The 17,515-nt window shown below is 71.1% G+C and carries 11 protein-coding genes; 2 read left to right on the top strand and 9 right to left on the bottom strand.

Going from position 1 to position 17,515, the window contains the following annotated elements:
* Window positions 1-75: 75 nt before the first annotated feature.
* The 3 genes from IG05_RS0100610 to IG05_RS0100600 all read right to left on the bottom strand — a co-directional run bounded on the left by IG05_RS0100610 (window position 76) and on the right by IG05_RS0100600 (window position 3,145).
* Window positions 76-705 carry a hypothetical protein gene (locus IG05_RS0100610; protein WP_234335696.1) on the bottom strand — a complete coding sequence of 210 codons (630 nt, stop codon included), beginning with the start codon at window positions 703-705 and terminating at the stop codon, window positions 76-78.
* A gap of 380 nt (window positions 706-1,085) precedes the next feature.
* Window positions 1,086-2,312, bottom strand: a complete 1,227-nt coding sequence (locus IG05_RS0100605) for an acyl-CoA dehydrogenase family protein (protein ID WP_030338271.1) — start codon at window positions 2,310-2,312, stop codon at window positions 1,086-1,088.
* Window positions 2,313-2,344: 32 nt separating this feature from the next.
* Window positions 2,345-3,145, bottom strand: a complete 801-nt coding sequence (locus IG05_RS0100600; protein WP_030338269.1) for a crotonase/enoyl-CoA hydratase family protein — start codon at window positions 3,143-3,145, stop codon at window positions 2,345-2,347.
* A 101-nt stretch (window positions 3,146-3,246) separates the two neighbouring features.
* Here IG05_RS0100600 and IG05_RS0100595 point away from each other — a divergent pair, with 101 nt between their 5' ends.
* Window positions 3,247-3,771, top strand: a complete 525-nt coding sequence (locus IG05_RS0100595; RefSeq protein ID WP_030338267.1) for a winged helix-turn-helix transcriptional regulator — start codon at window positions 3,247-3,249, stop codon at window positions 3,769-3,771.
* Window positions 3,772-4,386: 615 nt separating this feature from the next.
* Here IG05_RS0100595 and IG05_RS0100585 read toward each other — a convergent pair.
* The 6 genes from IG05_RS0100585 to IG05_RS0100550 form a co-directional block, all read right to left on the bottom strand.
* Window positions 4,387-7,497, bottom strand: a complete 3,111-nt coding sequence (locus IG05_RS0100585) for a GDSL-type esterase/lipase family protein (RefSeq protein WP_030338266.1) — start codon at window positions 7,495-7,497, stop codon at window positions 4,387-4,389.
* A 1,381-nt stretch (window positions 7,498-8,878) separates the two neighbouring features.
* On the bottom strand, window positions 8,879-10,738 hold the full coding sequence (locus IG05_RS0100570) for a GMC family oxidoreductase (RefSeq protein ID WP_030338262.1): 1,860 nt from the start codon (window positions 10,736-10,738) through the stop codon (window positions 8,879-8,881).
* Window positions 10,735-12,177, bottom strand: coding sequence for a hypothetical protein (locus tag IG05_RS0100565; RefSeq protein ID WP_051789334.1), 1,443 nt, complete (start codon window positions 12,175-12,177; stop codon window positions 10,735-10,737). Before IG05_RS0100565 ends, IG05_RS0100570 begins: the two co-directional genes overlap by 4 nt.
* The gene (locus tag IG05_RS0100560; protein WP_030338260.1) at window positions 12,174-12,860 is read right to left on the bottom strand and encodes a FadR/GntR family transcriptional regulator; all 687 of its coding nucleotides are present in this window, start codon (window positions 12,858-12,860) and stop codon (window positions 12,174-12,176) included. Before IG05_RS0100560 ends, IG05_RS0100565 begins: the two co-directional genes overlap by 4 nt.
* A gap of 380 nt (window positions 12,861-13,240) precedes the next feature.
* Window positions 13,241-14,269: a zinc-binding dehydrogenase gene (locus IG05_RS0100555; protein ID WP_030338258.1), complete on the bottom strand. Its 1,029-nt coding sequence runs from the start codon at window positions 14,267-14,269 to the stop codon at window positions 13,241-13,243.
* A 42-nt stretch (window positions 14,270-14,311) separates the two neighbouring features.
* Window positions 14,312-15,289, bottom strand: coding sequence for an aldo/keto reductase (locus IG05_RS0100550; RefSeq protein ID WP_030338256.1), 978 nt, complete (start codon window positions 15,287-15,289; stop codon window positions 14,312-14,314).
* Between the two features lie 211 nt (window positions 15,290-15,500).
* Between IG05_RS0100550 and IG05_RS0100545 the strand changes: the two genes are divergently transcribed.
* Window positions 15,501-16,397, top strand: a complete 897-nt coding sequence (locus tag IG05_RS0100545; protein ID WP_030338254.1) for a helix-turn-helix transcriptional regulator — start codon at window positions 15,501-15,503, stop codon at window positions 16,395-16,397.
* Window positions 16,398-17,515 lie beyond the last annotated feature (1,118 nt).

Here is a 17,515-nt window from a genome sequence, read left to right as displayed (position 1 = left end):
CAGATGCGGGGGCGAAAGCGCAGGTGGGGGATGGAGGGGCAGGCGCCGAGCGCTGGCTCCGGGCCTCGCGCACGTCTACGGGCAGTGCTCCCCGTACTTCACCGCGGTGAACTCCACCGGCTGCCCGGCCAGCTTCGTGCCGGCCGCGGGCTTCTGTGTACACACCTGCCAGTTCGACTCGATGAGCACCATGCGGCCGTCGCTGGACGCGTCGTTCACGGCGATCGACGTGCCACTGTCGAGTGCGGCCCGGGCAGCCTTCACGCTCTCCCCGCGGAAGTCCGGCATCGTCCCGCCGGCCGCCGACGGCGCGGACTGGTCCTTCGCCGGACAGGTCTCTGCGAGCTTGACTGCTCCGAAGTCGAGCTTCGTGGTGGTGGCCGTCTTGGTGCCGGGCTTGATGTTCTGGGAGCAGACCTTCCAGTCGCGGTCCAGGATCTGCATGCGAGCGCGGCCGGCGGAGTCGTGGGAGGTGAGGCTATAGAAGCCTTGCTTTTGGGCTGCGTCCTGGGCGGACTGCAGGCCCATGCCGACGAAGTTGGGTACCGCCTTGGTGGCGGTGCTGGTTTTGCTGTCGCTGGTGCCGGTGCTGGCGGACGCGGTGGTGTTGCTGGTGGTGTGGCTCGCGGTGGTGCTCTTGCAGGCGGTGGCCGCGGCGAGGACGGTGAGCGTGGCGGCGGTGCAGACAAGTGCGCTGCGGTTCATGAGTCCCTCGGGGGTGGGTGATGCGGTGAGGGGGTGAGCGTACGGCGAGCGGGCAGGGCGTGTGGACAGTGTGACGAGGCCGTTACGGGACCGGGTGCCGAGCACGACGAAGGACGCGATCTCGGAGGTCGCAGTGGTACCTCTCTAGCGGGTGGAACACCCGCGGCCAAGCGCCAACTGTCCTACGCAGGCTTCCAAGGTTCCCCTACGCGCAGGGCACGTACAAGACGGAACCATTCGCTGTGCCCGAGCCCGCGGTAGATAGGCCAGTCGTCCTTCCCGGTGGCGTAAGCAAGGAGGTACCACACGCCACCGGAGGAGACGAAGTTGTGTGTTAATGCCGATGCCGCGGCCGCCTCCGGTGACGACGGCGACCTTGTCTACTGGATGCGACGGCCGGACAGGGAGCGGCTGATGGCCAGGCGCTGGATCTCGCTGGTGCCTTCGTAGATGGTGAAGATCTTCGCGTCGCGGGCCCAGCGTTCGACGGGGTAGTCGCGGGTGTAGCCGTTGCCGCCGAGTATCTGTACGGCGCGTTCTGTGGTGCGGACGGCGACCTCGCTGGCCTTGAGCTTGGCCATGCTGCCCTCGGCGCGGGTGAAGGGCTTGCCGCGCGTCATCATGTGGCTGGCGCGCCAGACGAGGAGGCGGGCGGCGTCGATCTCCATGGCCATGTCGGCCAGGGTGAAGGCGATGGCTTGGTTGTCGATGATGGGCCGGCCGAACTGTTCGCGGACACCTGCGTATTCGAGGGCGTACTCATAGGCGGCGCGGGCCACGCCGACGGCCATCGCGCCGATGCCGGGCCGGGTCGTCTCGAAGGTGGCCATGGCCGCGGGGACGCGCAGGCGGGTGCCCGCGCGGGCTGTGACCAGGCGCTGGTCGAGGGCCTCCTTGCCGCCGAGGACCAGCTCGGCGGGGATGCGTACGTCGTCGAGGACGACCTCGGCGGTGTGGGAGGCACGCAGGCCGTGTTTGGAGAATTTCTGTCCCTGGCTGAGACCGCGGGTCCCGGGCGGTATGAGGAACAGGGCGTGACCGCGGGCGCCGAGGGCCGGGTCGGTGACGGCATTGACGACGTGGATGCTTGCGATGCCGCCGTTGGTGGCCCAGGTCTTGGTGCCGTTGAGCACCCACTCCTTCGTGGCTTCGTCGTAGCGGGCGTGGGTGCGGATGGCCGCGGCGTCACTGCCGGCGTTCGGCTCGCTGGCGCACAGGGCGGCGACGGCCAGGTCGCCGGGGGTGCCGAAGAAGGCGGGCAGCCACGTGTCGATCTGCTCCTTGGTGGCGGCGCCGAACAAGGCCGCGGCGGGGAGGAACGTGCCCAGCAGGGCCTGGCCCATGCCGCCGTCACCCCAGAAGATCTCCTCGGCGACCACGGGCTGGAGGAGTCCGGTGGGGTCGGCGATCATCTGCTGCGCGAACTCTGGGGTGTAGAGGCCGATTTTGGCGGCTTCTTCGATGACCGCCCAGGGCATCTGCTCTCGCTCGTCGTACTCGGCGGCGACGGGGCGCACGTACTTCTCGGCGAAACCGTGGGCCCACTCTCGCGCCTCGGCGACCTCGGGTGGCAGGTCGAACAGGGAAGGCGTCTTCGTGGTAGTCACAAAAAGTCTCCTGTTTTGGCGGGGCGGGCTGGTCAGCGGCCGGTGAAGACGGCGTCGCGACGTTCGATGAAGGACCGGATTCCCTCGGCGCCGTCGGCGGTGGAGAACAGCCGTGCGATGTCCGGGCGCAGCCGCTCGATCGCGGCGCTCTCCCCGTACTCGTGAGCCAGGTGGGCGGAGGCGAAGACGGTGCGCACCCCCAGGGGTGCGGACTTTTCGACGATGAGGGTGGCGATCTCGGTGGCGCGGGCGATGGCGGCCGGCCCGTCTGCGGCGAGTTCCTGCAGCAGGCCGATGCGGTGGGCTTCTGCGGCGTCGAACTCCTCGCCGGTCAGGATCCAGCGCATGGCGTTGCCCCATCCGGCCTGCTGGGGGAAGCGGAAGGTGGCTCCCCCGAAGGGGTAGATGCCGCGGCGGATCTCGTACTGGGCGAACCGGGTGGCCCGGGCGGCCACGCGGATGTCGGCGGCAAGGAGCAGTTCGATGCCGAGCGTCATCACCCAGCCCTGCGCGGCCGCGACGACGGGCTTCGACCACGGACCGTCCAGACGCCACGGGTCGCGCCCGCCCTCCGGGGCCTCGAACTTTCCGGAAGCCAGCTCGGCGCCGGCATCGAGCATGTCCAAACCGCCGGTGAAGTGGTCTCCGTGGGCGAACAGGACCCCGCACCACAAGTCGTCGTCCGATTCCAGCAGACCGTACGCGGCTGACAGTTCGCTGAGCATCTGCCGGGTGAAGGCGTTGCGCTTGGCGGGCCGGTTCAGGCCCATCAGCAGCACGTGGCCGTCTCGCTCGACGGTGACCGCTGGCGTGCTCACAGACGTGGAGCTCATCGCCCCTCCTCGTAAGTTGCATGATGAGACTCACGGGACGCTAGTGGGACCGCGCCATCGAGGGCAAGTGAATCTCATGATGAAACTGATAAGGTCTCTGCATGAGACGGACCTCGTTCGACAGCTGGCCCTGCTCGATCGCCCGCACCGTGGACATCCTGGGCGACGGCTGGACGCTGCTGGTCCTGCGCGAGGTGTTCTACGGCGAGTCGCGTTTCGACGGCTTCATCGACTCGCTCGGCATCGCGCGCAACACCCTCACCGACCGGCTCCGGCGTCTGGAGAACGCGGGCTTGTTGCAGCGCCGCCCCTACCAGAGCGAGCCGGTCCGTCATGAGTACCTGCTGACGGACAAGGGCCGGGACTTCTTCGGCGTTCTCGCCGCGATCAACGCCTGGGGCGACCGGTGGCTGGCCGATGACGACGGCATCCCCGTGGTGATGCACCACACCGCCTGCGCCCACGACACCGAGGCCACAGTCGTCTGCTCCTCATGCGGTGAACCACTGCATCACCAAGACGTCACGGTACGGACCGGCCCCGGCTACCCGGCCCGACTTCTCGACAGCCCCGACGTACAGGCACGCTTCACTCCGGGGGAACACCCCGATCGAGCGAACGCCTGAACTGCGCTCAGCCTTGCTCACCAAGCGGCACGGGGCAGGAAACGTCCGTCTGATGGTTGCAAGGAGAACTCCTGATCACGGCCTTCGGCATCGCGGACGGCACCGCGCAGCAGGTCGTGCAGTTCGGCGATCAGTCCCGTGTCCCGGCGGCGGGCGAAGAAGGCGATACCCGTGGCCGGGGCGGGAAGTCCGACGGCATCGCCCGCCACATGACGTCGTTGTCGACGAGGTAACGGATCGCGTCGATCATCTGCCGGTCGCAGTAGCCCTGGGGCGGCCGCCCCGGCCGACCAACCATGCGGGAACGGGCAGCAGTTCCCGTACCAGGGCCCACTCGTCATCTCTCGTCTCCGAGTCGTACCGGGGCCGGGCGCTCCGGCCGGTCGGCCGCGTTCCCGAACCGTGGGCGAGATGGTCACACCCAGGAGTGGACGGACGGGAACCGGCACCCATGACCACGCGACACTTCGACGACAGGGCCTCTTGGTCCTCGCTGGACTCGACATCCGCGAGCTGCCAAGAGGCCCTTTTGCATGCGTCCGCACCAGCAGACTCACCCGGACCAGGCACCTGTTCGAACCCGGCCGACCATCCGAGCGGAAAGAGGACAGCCGGTCAGTCGAAGGTGATGGTGTCGCTGAGGGCGATCGGGCCCTCGCCCGACTTGTTCCATGCCGAGATCATGACGACGTATTCACCCGGTGGCATCTTCGGGATGATGGTGATGTCCGAGGTTCCGGAGACGCTGAAGCTCCGGGTGATCCCCAGCGGCGCGGACTTGTCCCACATGTACACGGCGTACGCGGTGATCCCGTCGCTGTACTTCCCGGTGGGCGGATCCCAGGTCAAAACCCCGCCGTTGGTGCCGGCGGTGGCCTTCACGTTGCTGGGATACCCGGGTGTGGTCGGGTGGGCGGTGCCGCGCGTGGTGTCCGACCAGTCCGACAGGACGGTGTCCCCGGAGGCCGCGCGGACCCGCAGCTCGTAGGTGTGTCCCTCGTAGATCTGGCCGTAGTACTGGCGGCTCATGTCCCACCGGTTGGTCACGGGGTAGGCCCAGTTCCACTCCCCGTTCGGGTTCGCGGTGGTGTCGCGCCACTGCACCTGGTAGCCGTGTGCGCCGAACACCTGGTCCCAGGTGAGGGTGACACCCTGCTGGGTGCCGTCGAAGGTGACGTGAGTCGGGGTGGCGAGGAACCGCGCGTCGACGTCGACAGGGTTCGGGGGCGGTCCGGTGCCGATGCGGAACTCGTCGTGCAGGGTGGATGCGAAGGCGCGCGCGATGCGGTACTCCCCGAGGTTGTTGGGGTGCAGTCCGTCGTAGGTGGTGTCGCAGGAGGTGGCGGAAGGGTCGCAGCCCATGGCCTTGTCGAGATCGGCGAGGGTCACCGGCGAGGCGTCGGTGCTCCACTCCTTCACCTTGTCGGCGAGCGCGGCGTTGTAGGCGCGGGTGCGCTCTCCGAGTTGCGGGTTGGCGCTGCCCAGGGTGGTGCGCTGGGGCACGTTGGCGAGGACCAGCCGTATGTCGGGATTGGCCTTGCGGGCGTTGTCGACGAACTGCTTCATCGTCCCGGTCAGGTCGGCGCCGGCGCCGGTCCACCCGATGTCGTTGAAGCCCAGTTCGACCAGCAGTGTGTCCGGGAGCTTCCTCTCGGCCTTCAGGTCTTCCATGACCGAGGTGATGGTGGGGACGTCCTGTTCCAGCCGGCGGCCCCACATCGCGTAGTGCTCGGCGCCGCTCTTGAGGAAGGCGGGACTGACGTCCCGCGCGTAGGCGCCGTCCGAGGTCGCGCGCTGGGGTTCCGACGGCGGTTTGCCGTCGTAGGGAGGAGGCGGCTGGGGTGCCTTGGGTTCGTCGGGAGCCACGGTTCCGTGCAGCGGCCCGACGAACTCGGCCTTCCAGTTCTGCGTGCGGGCCCACTGCCACAAGCGGTAGCGCCAGGTGTGGTCGCCCTCGAAGCCGTTACTGATCGAGTCGCCTACCACCATCACCCGCTGGGGCGGGCCGCTCGTGTTCCCGTCCGAGGGATCTGTCCTGGGGACGCCGCTGCCGTCCACCACCATGTCGGCGGGGTTCACCACGACGGCGTCGGGATCGACGATGGTGCCGTCCTGCCACAGCTTGGTCAGCTCGGCCGCGTAGCCGTTGGTCATGGTTTTGTAGCCGTCCGCGTTGGGCACCCCGTCGGCGGACTCCCCTGTGTCCACCTGGCCGGCGTCGCGCTTGAAGTCGAGCGGCACCTGCCGGATCCGGTGCCCCACTTGAAGCTGGGAGGCGATGACCGCGCTCGCCCGCGAGACGTAGGAGTCGGTTCCGGTGTACATCTCCTCCCGGACGGCTGTTGTCCTGGACGGGACCGGGTCACCCACCAGCACGGTCGTGTTGGGCAGGACGGTGTAGACCTGGTCGAGCAGCTTGCGCAGCTGGTCCGCCTCCTGGCCGGCCGTAGGGCCGTTCTTCTTCGCCAGGTCGTTGGCGACGTCTACCTGCAGCAGGACGACGTTGGGCTTGTACGTGCGCAGATCATCGTCCAGGTGCCGGCGCAGTTCGTCGACGCCTGCGCCGGGGAATGCTTCTTCCTGGTTGTCGTCGTCCGCGACGTTCCCCCTGCTCACGGCGCCGACATAGTCGAAGGTGGGGGTGCCCTGGTTCGCCGCCGCCGCCCTCGTCGAACCGGCAGCTACCGCGGCCTTCGCCGGACCGGCCGTCCGGGACCAGAACTGGGTGCACCCGTCTCTGTAGGACTGCACCACGCACCGGTCCAGTGGGCCGCGCATGCCCGCGTAGTCGAAAGGATTCTGCGCCACGTTGTGGCCGTCGATCGCGTATCCACCGACCGGCATCGTGGCCAACTGCGTCCGGTCGGCGTCCTGTCGATCGGTCTGGGGGACGAAGTGCACCGGATCGTGATCGGAGCCGCCCTGGTTGGGCTGCACCCTCGTGTCGAAGCTGCCGCGACCGGTGCTCGTGACGGCGAAGTCGAGTTCCCGTTGCTCCCCGTCCGGGCTGCGGTGGGTGGGCCGGCCGCTGGCCAGGATGCGGGGCGTGCGGCCGTCCGGCGTCGTGATGACGTCCTGGTACATGCGGCCGACCAGGGTGTTGGGGCTGGTGTTGAAGTCCGCGCCCACCGTCCAGTTGCGACGCGGGTCGTCGCCCTCGACGGCTTCTCCGATGCGGGCGAGCATGCCGATGGCGTCGCCACCGCCGCCGCTGAGCGCGTGGAAGCTGAAGTACCAGTCTTCGCCCAGTCGGATGCCGATGGCGGGTCGGCCGTAGGCTCCGCCGTGCGGGTTGTCCACGACCATGGCCGCGTCGACCGGGGTTCTCGACATCACGATGGTGTTCACCCGGCCGCCCGGCATCAGCGGGTCATGGGTTTGGAGGAAGACCATGTACCAGTCCGACGGCCGTTGACTCGTGCGCCATCGGGCGTAGGTGACCAGTGGGTCGTTCTCGGTGCCCGGCGGATTGGGCAGTATGTCGGCGCCGTTGGGCACATCCGCGCCCGCCTCCTGGAGCATGACGACCTCGGACCGGGCACCGGTAAGGATGCGCGGAAGGTAATCCGTCCACAGGCTCCTGCCCTGCGAGGTCGCTCCCTGCATGTTCCAGGTGAGGAAGGGAGTCTGATCGAGAGGCGCCGCATGGGCCCGGCCGACGGCCAGGACGGTGAACGGCGCCACCAGAAGCGCGACCAACAGCGCCTGGATCACGCCGAAGGCCACGGAGCGGACACGCGGTCTCTGATGCCCCGGATCATCGGACAACTGTGCCGGTAACGCGGTACTCGCCCGGTATGCCGAACGCGGGAAGGTGTAGGAGGCCATCGGTGGGCGCGTCTCCACTCTGTCGTAGTCATGCCAGATGTGCAGTGCATTGGCCGGCAGCCAGGTAGAACGATCCCGCAGGCCAACCCTTTCACCGGCTCAGTATGCGGCCGCCTCAGTGACGCCAAGTCAGACGGTGGGCCCATGGGACACCTCCGGGTTGTAGCGAGTGCAGCACCGGACTTCCTGGTGTCAGGCTCGCTCGTCCCGACACGTCAGCGTCTGGTGGCCTCGTCAGATGGCCGACTGGACGGGAGCGGAGACGGCGGCAGTGAGGGCGACGACGGGCACAACAAACCGGCGCCGCCTGCTGCACCGCCCCGGGGCCAGCCGCCGACCTGCGCAGCAGCCTTGCGCCAGGCGGGCCCATGTAAATGCTGTGCTACAGCAACGACATCGCCCTGCTGCCATCCGACGATCACCGCACCGAGAGCAGCACCACATCCACGGCGAAGGCCCTCGCCTCACACCTGACAGCCTCCCAGAACACCCTGCCCATCGGGGAAAACAGGGTGTGTGACTCACAGCAGGAGCCGGGTTGCTGCGAGCGGCGGTCAGAGGACGGTGCCGTGCAGGGTCCCTGGGCATCGCGTAGTGACGGGCGGCGAGGCCGTGCTCGAAGGGCTCGCCGATCCGCTGCATAAGCAGGCGTCTACTGGGGAGTGGCTCCCGGATCTGGCCGCGCCCGCCGCGCCGGGCGCGGCGGGCGTGCCAGCCGGGACGGGCGTGCCAGCCGGGACGGCGCGGCGGTCGGCTGCCGATTCCGACCGCACTGTGGCTGGGCAGAACCACGATCGCGGGCGCGCAAATCGCCGTGCTCACCGGCGCTTCCCTGGGCCGGGTCTACAGCACCACCCGTCATCGCGGCTGGCGGCAGGCCGCCCTGAACGGCCCGGCCCCTGCCCGCTCAGCGTCCCCGTCAGCGGCAAGCGCGTCAGGCACGGCACCGCCCCGTGCGAGCCGGAGGAAGGCGCGAGGGGCCCGCGGCAGTACTGCTGCCGGCCCGGCTGGGGCAGCACCGTCCGCTCCGACGCCCACGCGCGGCTCCTGCACGAACGTGCCGACGAATTCGACCAGTTCGTCGCCCACGTCCCCAGCCCGGTCGGCAAGCGCCTGTGCGCCCACGCCGACCGGCTGCGCGCAGCAGCCGACACACGACGCCACCGCCCACCCTGCCCAGGCCCTCACATGAACGACCGTCACCAAGGCGAGTACGACCGCGTCCGCCAGGCCATGGGCCGCCTCCTGGCCGGGGAGGCCACCGCCTCCGACGGCAGCCTCACCGTGGTAGCCCTCGCTGCCGGGGCAGGCGTGCACCGGTCTCCGTGATCGCCATGGCCGCCGCCATGACGGTCAGCTGGGGGTTCACCTGCGGGCAGCTGGGGAGCACCGACGCGTCCGCGACCACCACGCCGTGCACGCCGCGGAGCCGGCCCTGCGGATCGACCGGGAAGCGTTGCGGGTTCGCACCGGCGGCGGCCGTGCCGGTGGGATGGTAGGCCGACAGGTGCAGCTGCCGCGCGCTCGTGCCGGCCAGCACGTCACGCAGTTCGGTGACGCTGCGCACGCGGGGCGTGCGCGGGATGCCGGTGAGTACCTCCTCGGCGCCCGCGGCGAACAGCAGCTCGCCCATGGCGAGGACGGCGCGCAGGAGCCGGCCGGCGTCACGGCGGTCCAGGTCATAGCGGATCACGGTGCGGTGGCGGCCCAGGACGCGCCCGGCCGGACTGTCGGCGATCATCGCCCCGAGCGTGGCGAGCCGGTCCGCGCCCTCCAGTTCGCGGCGCAACTCGTCGCCCGCCCCGGGCAGGACGAACGAGCCCATGCCGGGCGGGGTGGCGGTGGCCTCGATGAGGATGCCGACGCCGTGGTGTTCCTCCACGCCGACGCTCTGCAGCACGCCCTGCCAGGCCTTGACCGGTTCGGCGAAGCGTCCTGCGACGCTCGTGGCCGGGTGGACGCTGAGGTTGTGTCCGAGGCGGGGGTGTCCGCCCAGTCCTGAGCGGCGCAGGAGCTGCGGGGTCTGCAGGGCGCCCGCCGCGACGACGACGAGGGGCGCGAGGATGTCGAATGAGCCGCCCCGTTCCCGTCGTACGCGCACCCCGGCCGCTCGTGGGCCTCCTGGGCGGTCCGGGTCGACGAGTACGCGCTCCACCCGGGCCTCGGTGACGATGCGGGCCCCGGCGGCGCATGCCTCGGGCAGCACGGAGAGCTGGACGCTCTGTTTGGCGCCGGTCGGGCAGCCGGTCACGCACTGGCAGGAGCCCTGGCAGCCGGGCGCGTTCCTTCGCAGGGGCGCGGCCCGCCAGCCGAGTGCGTGGGCGCCGGCGAGCGCGATTCGTCCGTTGGCGCCGAGGACGTCGAGGGGCTGGGTGGCCACCCGCAGGATGCGTTCGGCCTCGTCCAGATGACGGTCGAAGTCGTCGGCCGCCGTCCATCCGAAGTGTCTGCTCCACCGGGACAGGACGTGGTCCGGGGTGCGGTAGCAGGTGCCGGAGTTGACGAGGGTGGTGCCGCCGACGGCTCGGCCCACCGGCAGCAGCAGCGGCGGTGTGCCGACGGCGAAGGTGGCTCCGCCGTCCCGGTACAGCTCGGTGAACCGGTCCAGGGGCGCGCGCCGGCCGAAGGACTCGGTGGAGTGGTGGCTCCCCTCTTCGAGGACGACGACGTCGAGTCCTGCCCGGGCGAGGGCCCGCGCGGCCACGGCCCCGCCCGCTCCCGAGCCGACGATCACGGCATCGGCGGTGGAGCGGGCCGGCCAGGCGGACGCGGGGGTCAGGTCGAGCGGGGGGTCCCTGCGCGTGAGGACGCTCCTCGTCGGTCCCTCGTGGAGCATGCGCTCGGTTCCGGCCGACAGCAGGACGGGCACCTTGAGGAGGTCCAGCAGCGGCAGGAGCGCGGGGCGGGCGGCCAGTCCGGCCAGAACGGACTGCCGTTCGTGTGCGGTGAGCCCGGCCAGGGTGCGCCCGGTGCGGGCCAGGGCGTAGGCGTCCACCGCGCGTGCCGCGGCCCGGATGCCCGCCCGGGCGGCCGTCGGCATCGCGGACAGGACCGTCTCAAGGCGGTCGGGAACCCGGCGGGGCCAGTCGGTCGTGCCGTCGTCGGCGATGAGGGCGGCGACGAGGCCGGTGAGACTCATCGTGTGCCCACCTCCGCGTGGGCCGTGCCGTCCAGTGTCCACTCGGCCTCGGTGCGCCAGCCGCCGAACCACCACCGCTCCAGCAGGACGTGCGCGTCGGCGCGCTCGCTGTTGCGGCAGGTCGCGTGCCGGCCGTCGGGGTCGGTGTAGTCGAGTGCGAGGGTGCGGTCGGCGGGCTGGGTGACCTCGACCCGGATGCGGCGCAGGGCGGTGCGGCCGGTGACCGTCCACGTGGGCAGGGCCGTGTCCGCCCGGAAGCGCCCGGCTCCGGCCCAGCCGGTGGCCCCGCGCTCGGGACGGCGGGGCCAGTCGCGGTCGTTGCGGCGCAGCCGGAGGAAGACCATCGGGGGCAGCCTGCGCAGTCCCGGACGCATGGAGACCGCGGCGACGACCTCCAGCACGTCCCCATCGCCGAGGTCGGCGTGCAGCCAGGCCCAGCGGCGGGCGTTGCCGTGACCGTAGATGCGGGCCGACGCGCCCGGGGCCCCGGTGAGCGTCAGCGTCCTGCCGTCGTGCGTGAAGGTCCCGTCGTACCGGGACCGCGCGGCCGGCAGCATGTGCGCGGCGGGCAGGACCGGGCGGTTCCAGGACCAGCGGGGGAAGGTGAACAGTGGCTCGCCGGCGGGGCGTTCCGCGATGTCCCAGTGCAGGGCGCCCTCGTCCGCCGATCCGGCCAGGCGCCCGGGCCGGGAGGTGACCTCGCCGGCGCTGAATCCCGGCTCGGCGCCGGACCACGGCAGGGGGCCGAAGCGGGCGTGCCGCACGGGGCCGTCCGCGGGGAACACCGCGGCCCAGCCGTGCGCGTACGGCTCCGACCCGTCGGCGGGCGCGGTCAGTTCATGGTGCAGCCACACTCCGCTGCCGGTGTCCGGGTCGGTGACGGTGGTGTACCAGACCTCCGTACGGCCGGGCTCGCCGCGCCAGCGGGACGCGAGGAACGCGTCAGGCTTCCGGGACGGCGGGAAACGGAAACTCGCGAGGAACGGCAGGAGTTGCGTACGCAGCGGGAAGCGAAGAGCGCCGGTGCCCATCGGCGCGCCGTCCTCGTAGAGGGTGAACGGCAGCACGGTCATCGAGGCCACGGGCCTGCGCGGGGAGACGGACTTCCAGCCGTCGAGGGTGAGGCGGCGGCCGCCGGCGGCGGTGAACGCGATGCGGTACCGGATACGGCGTCGCGCGAGGGGGGAGATCTCCAGCTCTCCCTCCGCCTCCGGATCGTCGGCCCAGCCGGTGATCCGTACCCGGCCTGCGGCGCGCGCCTCCGTCGTGCCCCGCAGCCGCATGACGCGGTCCGCCGAGACCGTCAGGTCCAGGCGGACACGGCGGTCGCGGTGTTCGCCGTCCAGACGCAGCATGCCGAGCATCGTCTCGCTGAAGACGGTCCCGCGCGCGGCCGAGCGCCCGCCCGGGTGGGTGCGTGAGGTCGTGGCCGCGCTCATGCGAGGCCCTCCAGCATGATCCGCTCGGTGACGGTCAAGTAGTGCTCGGCGGCTCGCCGGGCGCCGGCCTCGTCACCGGACCGCACCGCGGCGACCACCGGCTCCAGGCGCTCCCGGGCCGTCCCGGCGTTCGTGAACGGTCCCCGGAGCGCGGCGCGCACGGGGAGGTAGGCGTTGAAGAGGGTGTTGGTGAGCAGGACGTAGACGCGGTTGCCGGTGGCGCGGGCCAGGGCCCGGTGGACCTCGATGTCCGCCAGCTGTACGGCGTCCGTATCCGTCGCCTCCCCCACGGCCGCCAGCAGGGTGGCCAGTTCGTTCCGTTGCCGTTCGCTCGCTCGGCCCGCCGCCCGTTCGGCGATCAACGCTCCGATGCTGCGCCGCACTTCGAACACCTCACCGATCCAGTCGGGGCTGTGCCGTACGAGCATCGGCAGCAGGTCGGCGCCGCCCAGGCGCAGGTAGTCGCGCACACGGGTGCCGACGCCGTGCCGGGTCTCCAGCAGGCCCGCCTGCATCAGACGCCCGAATGCGTGCTTCAGGGTGGTGCGGGTGACGCCGTAGCCGTCGGCCAGCGTGCGCTCGGGCGGCAGGTAACTGCCCGCCGGATGGCGCCCGGTGAGGATGTCCTCACGCAGCCGGCTCTCCAGGGCGTCCACGAGGGTTTCGCGGGGCAGGGACTCCACGCCGTCCTCCTATTGGCTCAGTGGATGAGCCACTCAACCAGTGCGGGTCCGTCGAGTCAATGACTCGGCGGGCCCGCCGCTGGGCTTCCACCGTCCGCGAGAGGGGCCCTTGGGCTCCGCTTGCAGGCAGCCGACCTCGCCGTACTTGTCACCGAGGTACACGGGCATCCCCGCGGGCGTGCCGAGGACCTCGTCCGGTGGGTTCAACAACAGGTGGCGGGAGGTGACCGGTTCCCGGGCGCCGGGGCGTGCCGTGGCGTCGTGGACGAGGACCCGGACCAGGACGTCGCCCGGCGCCACCGGCCCGGACCGGTGGCGGGACCTGTTCGCTGAGGGCGGCCGCGAGCGTGGCCGGCGTGGTACCGGGTGGGAGCGGTGGGTCAGGGGCGGATGAGGGCCTTGAGGACCTGGCGGTCGGCCATGGCCCGGTAGGCGCCCGGTGCCTGGTCGAGGGCGAAGCTCTGGTCGAAGACGCGGCCGGGGGCGATGGTGCCGTCCAGAACGTCCGGCAGCAGCAGCTCGATGTAGGCGCGGGCGGGGCTGGCGCCTCCGGTCAGGGTGATGTTGCGCATGAACTCGGGCCGGCCGATCGGCCCCAACTCGTACTGCGGGACGCCCAGACGGCTGATGACGCCGCCGTCCAGGACCGCGCCGAGGGCGGTGTCCAGAGCCTGCCGTGTGCCGACGGCCTCGATCACCTTGCCCACGCCGCCGGTCAGCTCGCGGATGCGGGCGATACCCTCCTCACCGCGCTCGGCGACGACGTCGGTTGCGCCGAACTCGCGGCCCAGGGCGGTGCGGGCCTCGTGGCGGCCGGCCAGCACGATCCGTTCGGCGCCCAGCCGTTTGGCGGCGATCACCGCGCACAGGCCCACTGCACCGTCACCGATGACCAGCACCGCGTCGCCGCGGGTGACGCCAGCGGTGACGGCGCCGTGGTGGCCGGTGGTCATCACGTCCGACAGCGCCAGCAGCGACGGCACCAGCGCGGAGTCGGCGGCCACCGGCAGCTTCACCAGGGTGCCGTCCGCGTACGGGACGCGGACGGCTTCGCCCTGTCCGCCGTCCACGCCGTCGAAGCCGTACCGGCCGCCGTTGCGGCAGGAGATGTGCAGGCCCTTGGCACAGTGGTCGCAGGTGTTGTCGCTGTAGGTGAACGGGGCGACGACCAGGTCACCGGCCTTCAGGCCGGTGATGTCCGCGCCGGTCTCCTCGACGAAGCCGAGGAACTCGTGCCCCATGGGGCGGCCGGTGTCGGTGGCGGGCATCGACCCATACGGCCACAGGTCGCTGCCGCACACGCACGCTGCCACCGTGCGGACCACGGCGTCGGTCGGCTGGACGATTTTCGGGTCGGGCCGGTCCTCGACGCGGACGTCGCCGGCTCCGTACATCACTGCTGCACGCATGAGGGGTACTACTCCAAACTGGGGGCTGGGGGGCGTGGGTGATCAGCGTTCGAGCATCCGCGCCTGGGCCTCGGTGTGGGTGGCGCCGGCGGCGGGCGGCAGGCTGCTCAGCCTGGCGAGCTGCTCGCCGGTCAGGGAGACCGTGTCGGCGCCGGTGTTCTCCTCGACCCGGCTGACGCGCTTGGTGCCGGGGACCGGGGCGATGTCGTCGCCTTGGGCGAGCAGCCAGGCCAGCGCGACCTGCGCGGGCGTGGCGCCGGCCTCGGCCGCCAGGGCCTCGACCTCTTCGGCGAGCGCGAGGTTGTGCCGGAAGTTCTCACCGGTGAAGCGCGGGTTGCCGCGGCGGAAGTCGTTCTCGTCGAAGTGGTCGGTGGAGCGGACGGTACCGGTCAGGAAGCCGCGTCCGAGCGGTGAGAACGGCACCAGGCCGATGTTCAGCTCCCGCAGGATCGGCAGGATGCGCTCCTCGATACCGCGGGTGAACAGGGAGTACTCCGACTGCACCGCGGTGACCGGCTGGACGGCGTGGGCGCGGCGGATCGTGTCGGGGCCGGCCTCGGAGAGCCCGAAGGCGCGGACCTTGCCCTCCTCGATCAGCTCCTTGACCGCGCCGGCGGTCTCCTCGATCGGCGTGTTCGGGTCCACCCGGTGCTGGTAGTACAGGTCGATGTGGTCGGTGCCCAGCCGCTTCAGGGAGCCCTCGACCGCGGTGCGGATGTTGGCCGGGCTGGAGTCCAGGTTCCACGGGCCGTCACCGCCATGCGAGACGAGGCCGAACTTCGTGGCCAGCACCACTTTGTCCCGGCACCCTTTCAGCGCCCGCGCGAGCAGTTCCTCGTTGGTGTAGGGGCCGTAGATCTCGGCGGTGTCGATGAGCGTGACGCCCAGTTCGATCGCCCGGTGCACGGTCCTGATCGACTCGGCGTCGTCGGTGCCCGAGCCGGTGTAGCCGTGGGACATGCCCATCGCACCCAGGCCGATCCGGGAAACCTCCAGGTCACGCAGCTTGATGTACCGCATCTCGCCTTCTCCGGTCGGTGGCGTTGCCCGACTCCGCGTTCTTGCCGGCCCGGCAGGTCGTGCCAGTGGGAGCCGGGGCGAAGGGAGCCGGCGATTTCCTCATTCACCTTCATCCGGATCGTTCAGGTGTGGCAGGGCGGGTTCTTCGGGGGTAATGACAGGGCCCCCCTCCCGCCCGCGCGGCGGGTGCCCATCGGGTGAGACTGGAGTCATGGCATCCGAGAGCGCGAGCAGCGAGGGCGCCGAGCTGGGCCGCTACCTGCGCGCCCGCCGCACCCAGACCAGCCCCGAACACGTCGGCCTCACCGTCGGCACCGGCATCCGCCGCACCCCCGGCCTGCGCCGCGAAGAACTGGCCACCCTCGCCGGCATCAGCATCGACTACTACGTACGCCTGGAACGCGGCAAGGAGACCCGCCCCAGCCCCGCCGTCCTGGACTCCCTCGCCCGCGCCCTGCACATGGACGACCAACAGCACCAGCATCTGCGCGAGCTCGCCGCCCGCGCCGCCCGCTACGCCCCGGAACCTCCGCCTGCGCCCAGCCGCACCGTGCGCCCCCACCTGAAACTGCTGCTGGAATCACTGCGGCCGAACCCCGCCTACGTGATCAGCCGCAGCATGGACATGCTTGCCTGGAACCCAGGCGGCCTCGCCCTGTACGCGGGCCTGGACGACTGGCCGGCCAAGCACCGCAACCTGGCCCGCTACCTCTTCCTCCATCCGGTCGCGCGTGAACTGCTCCCGGACTGGGACCGCCAGATCACCGGCTGCGTCGCCCGCCTGCGCGCCGTCGCCGGCACCGCGCCCGACGCCCCCGACCTGACCAACCTGGTCGGAGAACTCCTGCTCAAGAGCCCCGACTTCGCCCGGCTGTGGGAACGCTACGAGGTCACCGGCCGCAAGCCCGCGCAGAAGACCTTCCGCCACCCCCGCGTCGGCACGGTCACGCTCACCTCCCAGTCCATGCACCTGGAAGGCACCCCCGGCCAGCGCATCGGCGTCTACACCGCCGAGCCCGGCACCCCCGACCACGACGCCATGTCGCTGCTCGACATGACCACGCCTGCAGCCGCACCGAGCACGGAGATCCCGCACACTTCGCCCTGACCCACCGTTCTCACGAGCGGTGGCAGGCTCACGCGGCCGACGCACCTCCCGTCCGGTCCGCCGCCGTAGACCGGCGTACGACATCTACGGGCGCCTGCGCTACGTCGAGGGCAGCACGACGCTCCCGCGAGCCGCGGGCAACGGGCCGGGCCGGTGCCAGGGGCCTGCCCCCGGCCTGCAATCACCTCTGGACGGGGTGGACCTTCTCGCCGACGGCGGCAAGACCTCGGCACCGGCCCCGGGGCGTGCAGGTGCCGGGGACCGACGTGTCTGTGTCGCAGAGCTCAGCAGGTCTGCCGGTAGGGGGGCGCCGTGGATGTAGGTGCGCCATTCGGTGCGGGTCGGGCCCGTTCGGACACGTGCGCACACCTGGGCGGCCACGTGGTGGGGGGAGATGTCGTACGACCGCAGCGGGACGTGTGCGCCCGAGGCGTAGAGCGTCGTGTTGTCGGCTCCGAAGGCCAGGGCGAGGACGGCGGTGCCTGCGGTCGGGAGGGCAGAGCTGGCGGCCCGGGAGCCACGATCTCGTACTCAGCCGGCACCACGATCCATACCTCGCCGGTCACGGTCATCCGGTGGCGGGCGCCGAGGAGCCGAGGAGCTGGGCCCGGTCGTCGGTGCGGCGGGTGCCGTGCGGCTCTCGGCCACGCGGCGCACGTCGGCTTCAGCCCGGAGCTGTGGCGCCCTCGCCCGGCACGCAGCCGGCCATATGCCCGCGTGCTGCTCCCGTAGGCCGGGGCGGTGTAGAAAGCACGTCCCTGCATCCGATGTCGCGCGTGCGGGGGAAACATCGGGTAAGGGTTCGGGACGATGCGCCCGTTCGAGCGACTGCCGCCACGAGGGATACGGGAGGCGGCCCGCTCCCGGGCTCCCGGCGCGGCGGCGTCGGCGGGCCCGGTCCGAATCCTGGCCCAGTCTGCCCTCCAGCGCGCGGGGGCCGGTCCCCTGGCGGAAGCCGTCGCGGAACAGCGCCGAGGTACGAGCGCCGTGGCCCGGCGGCCAAGCGAGTGGGACAGCCGGTCGGTGATCCGCGTGCGCTGATGACCGGGTACGCAGACTGTGCGACTCGGTAGTAGATCCAGAGATGCCACTGGATCGGGCGGCTCGGCGGTAGGTCC

It is taken from the genome of Streptomyces sp. NRRL S-1022 (assembly GCF_000720135.1).
Lineage (GTDB): Bacteria > Actinomycetota > Actinomycetes > Streptomycetales > Streptomycetaceae > Streptomyces.
The sequence above is the reverse complement of the archived record's forward strand: the minus strand, read 5'-3'. Positions and strand labels throughout refer to the sequence as shown.

Bases quoted from the DNA above. Each gene is read 5' to 3' on its own strand.
- IG05_RS0100610 (WP_234335696.1), bottom strand. From the start codon at position 705: ATGAACCGCAGCGCACTTGTCTGCACCGCCGCCACGCTCACCGTCCTC.
- IG05_RS0100600 (WP_030338269.1), bottom strand. From the start codon at position 3,145: ATGAGCTCCACGTCTGTGAGCACGCCAGCGGTCACCGTCGAGCGAGAC.
- IG05_RS0100595 (WP_030338267.1), top strand. From the start codon at position 3,247: ATGAGACGGACCTCGTTCGACAGCTGGCCCTGCTCGATCGCCCGCACC.
- IG05_RS0100570 (WP_030338262.1), bottom strand. From the start codon at position 10,738: ATGAGTCTCACCGGCCTCGTCGCCGCCCTCATCGCCGACGACGGCACG.
- IG05_RS0100565 (WP_051789334.1), bottom strand. From the start codon at position 12,177: ATGAGCGCGGCCACGACCTCACGCACCCACCCGGGCGGGCGCTCGGCC.
- IG05_RS0100555 (WP_030338258.1), bottom strand. From the start codon at position 14,269: ATGCGTGCAGCAGTGATGTACGGAGCCGGCGACGTCCGCGTCGAGGAC.
- IG05_RS0100550 (WP_030338256.1), bottom strand. From the start codon at position 15,289: ATGCGGTACATCAAGCTGCGTGACCTGGAGGTTTCCCGGATCGGCCTG.
- IG05_RS0100545 (WP_030338254.1), top strand. From the start codon at position 15,501: ATGGCATCCGAGAGCGCGAGCAGCGAGGGCGCCGAGCTGGGCCGCTAC.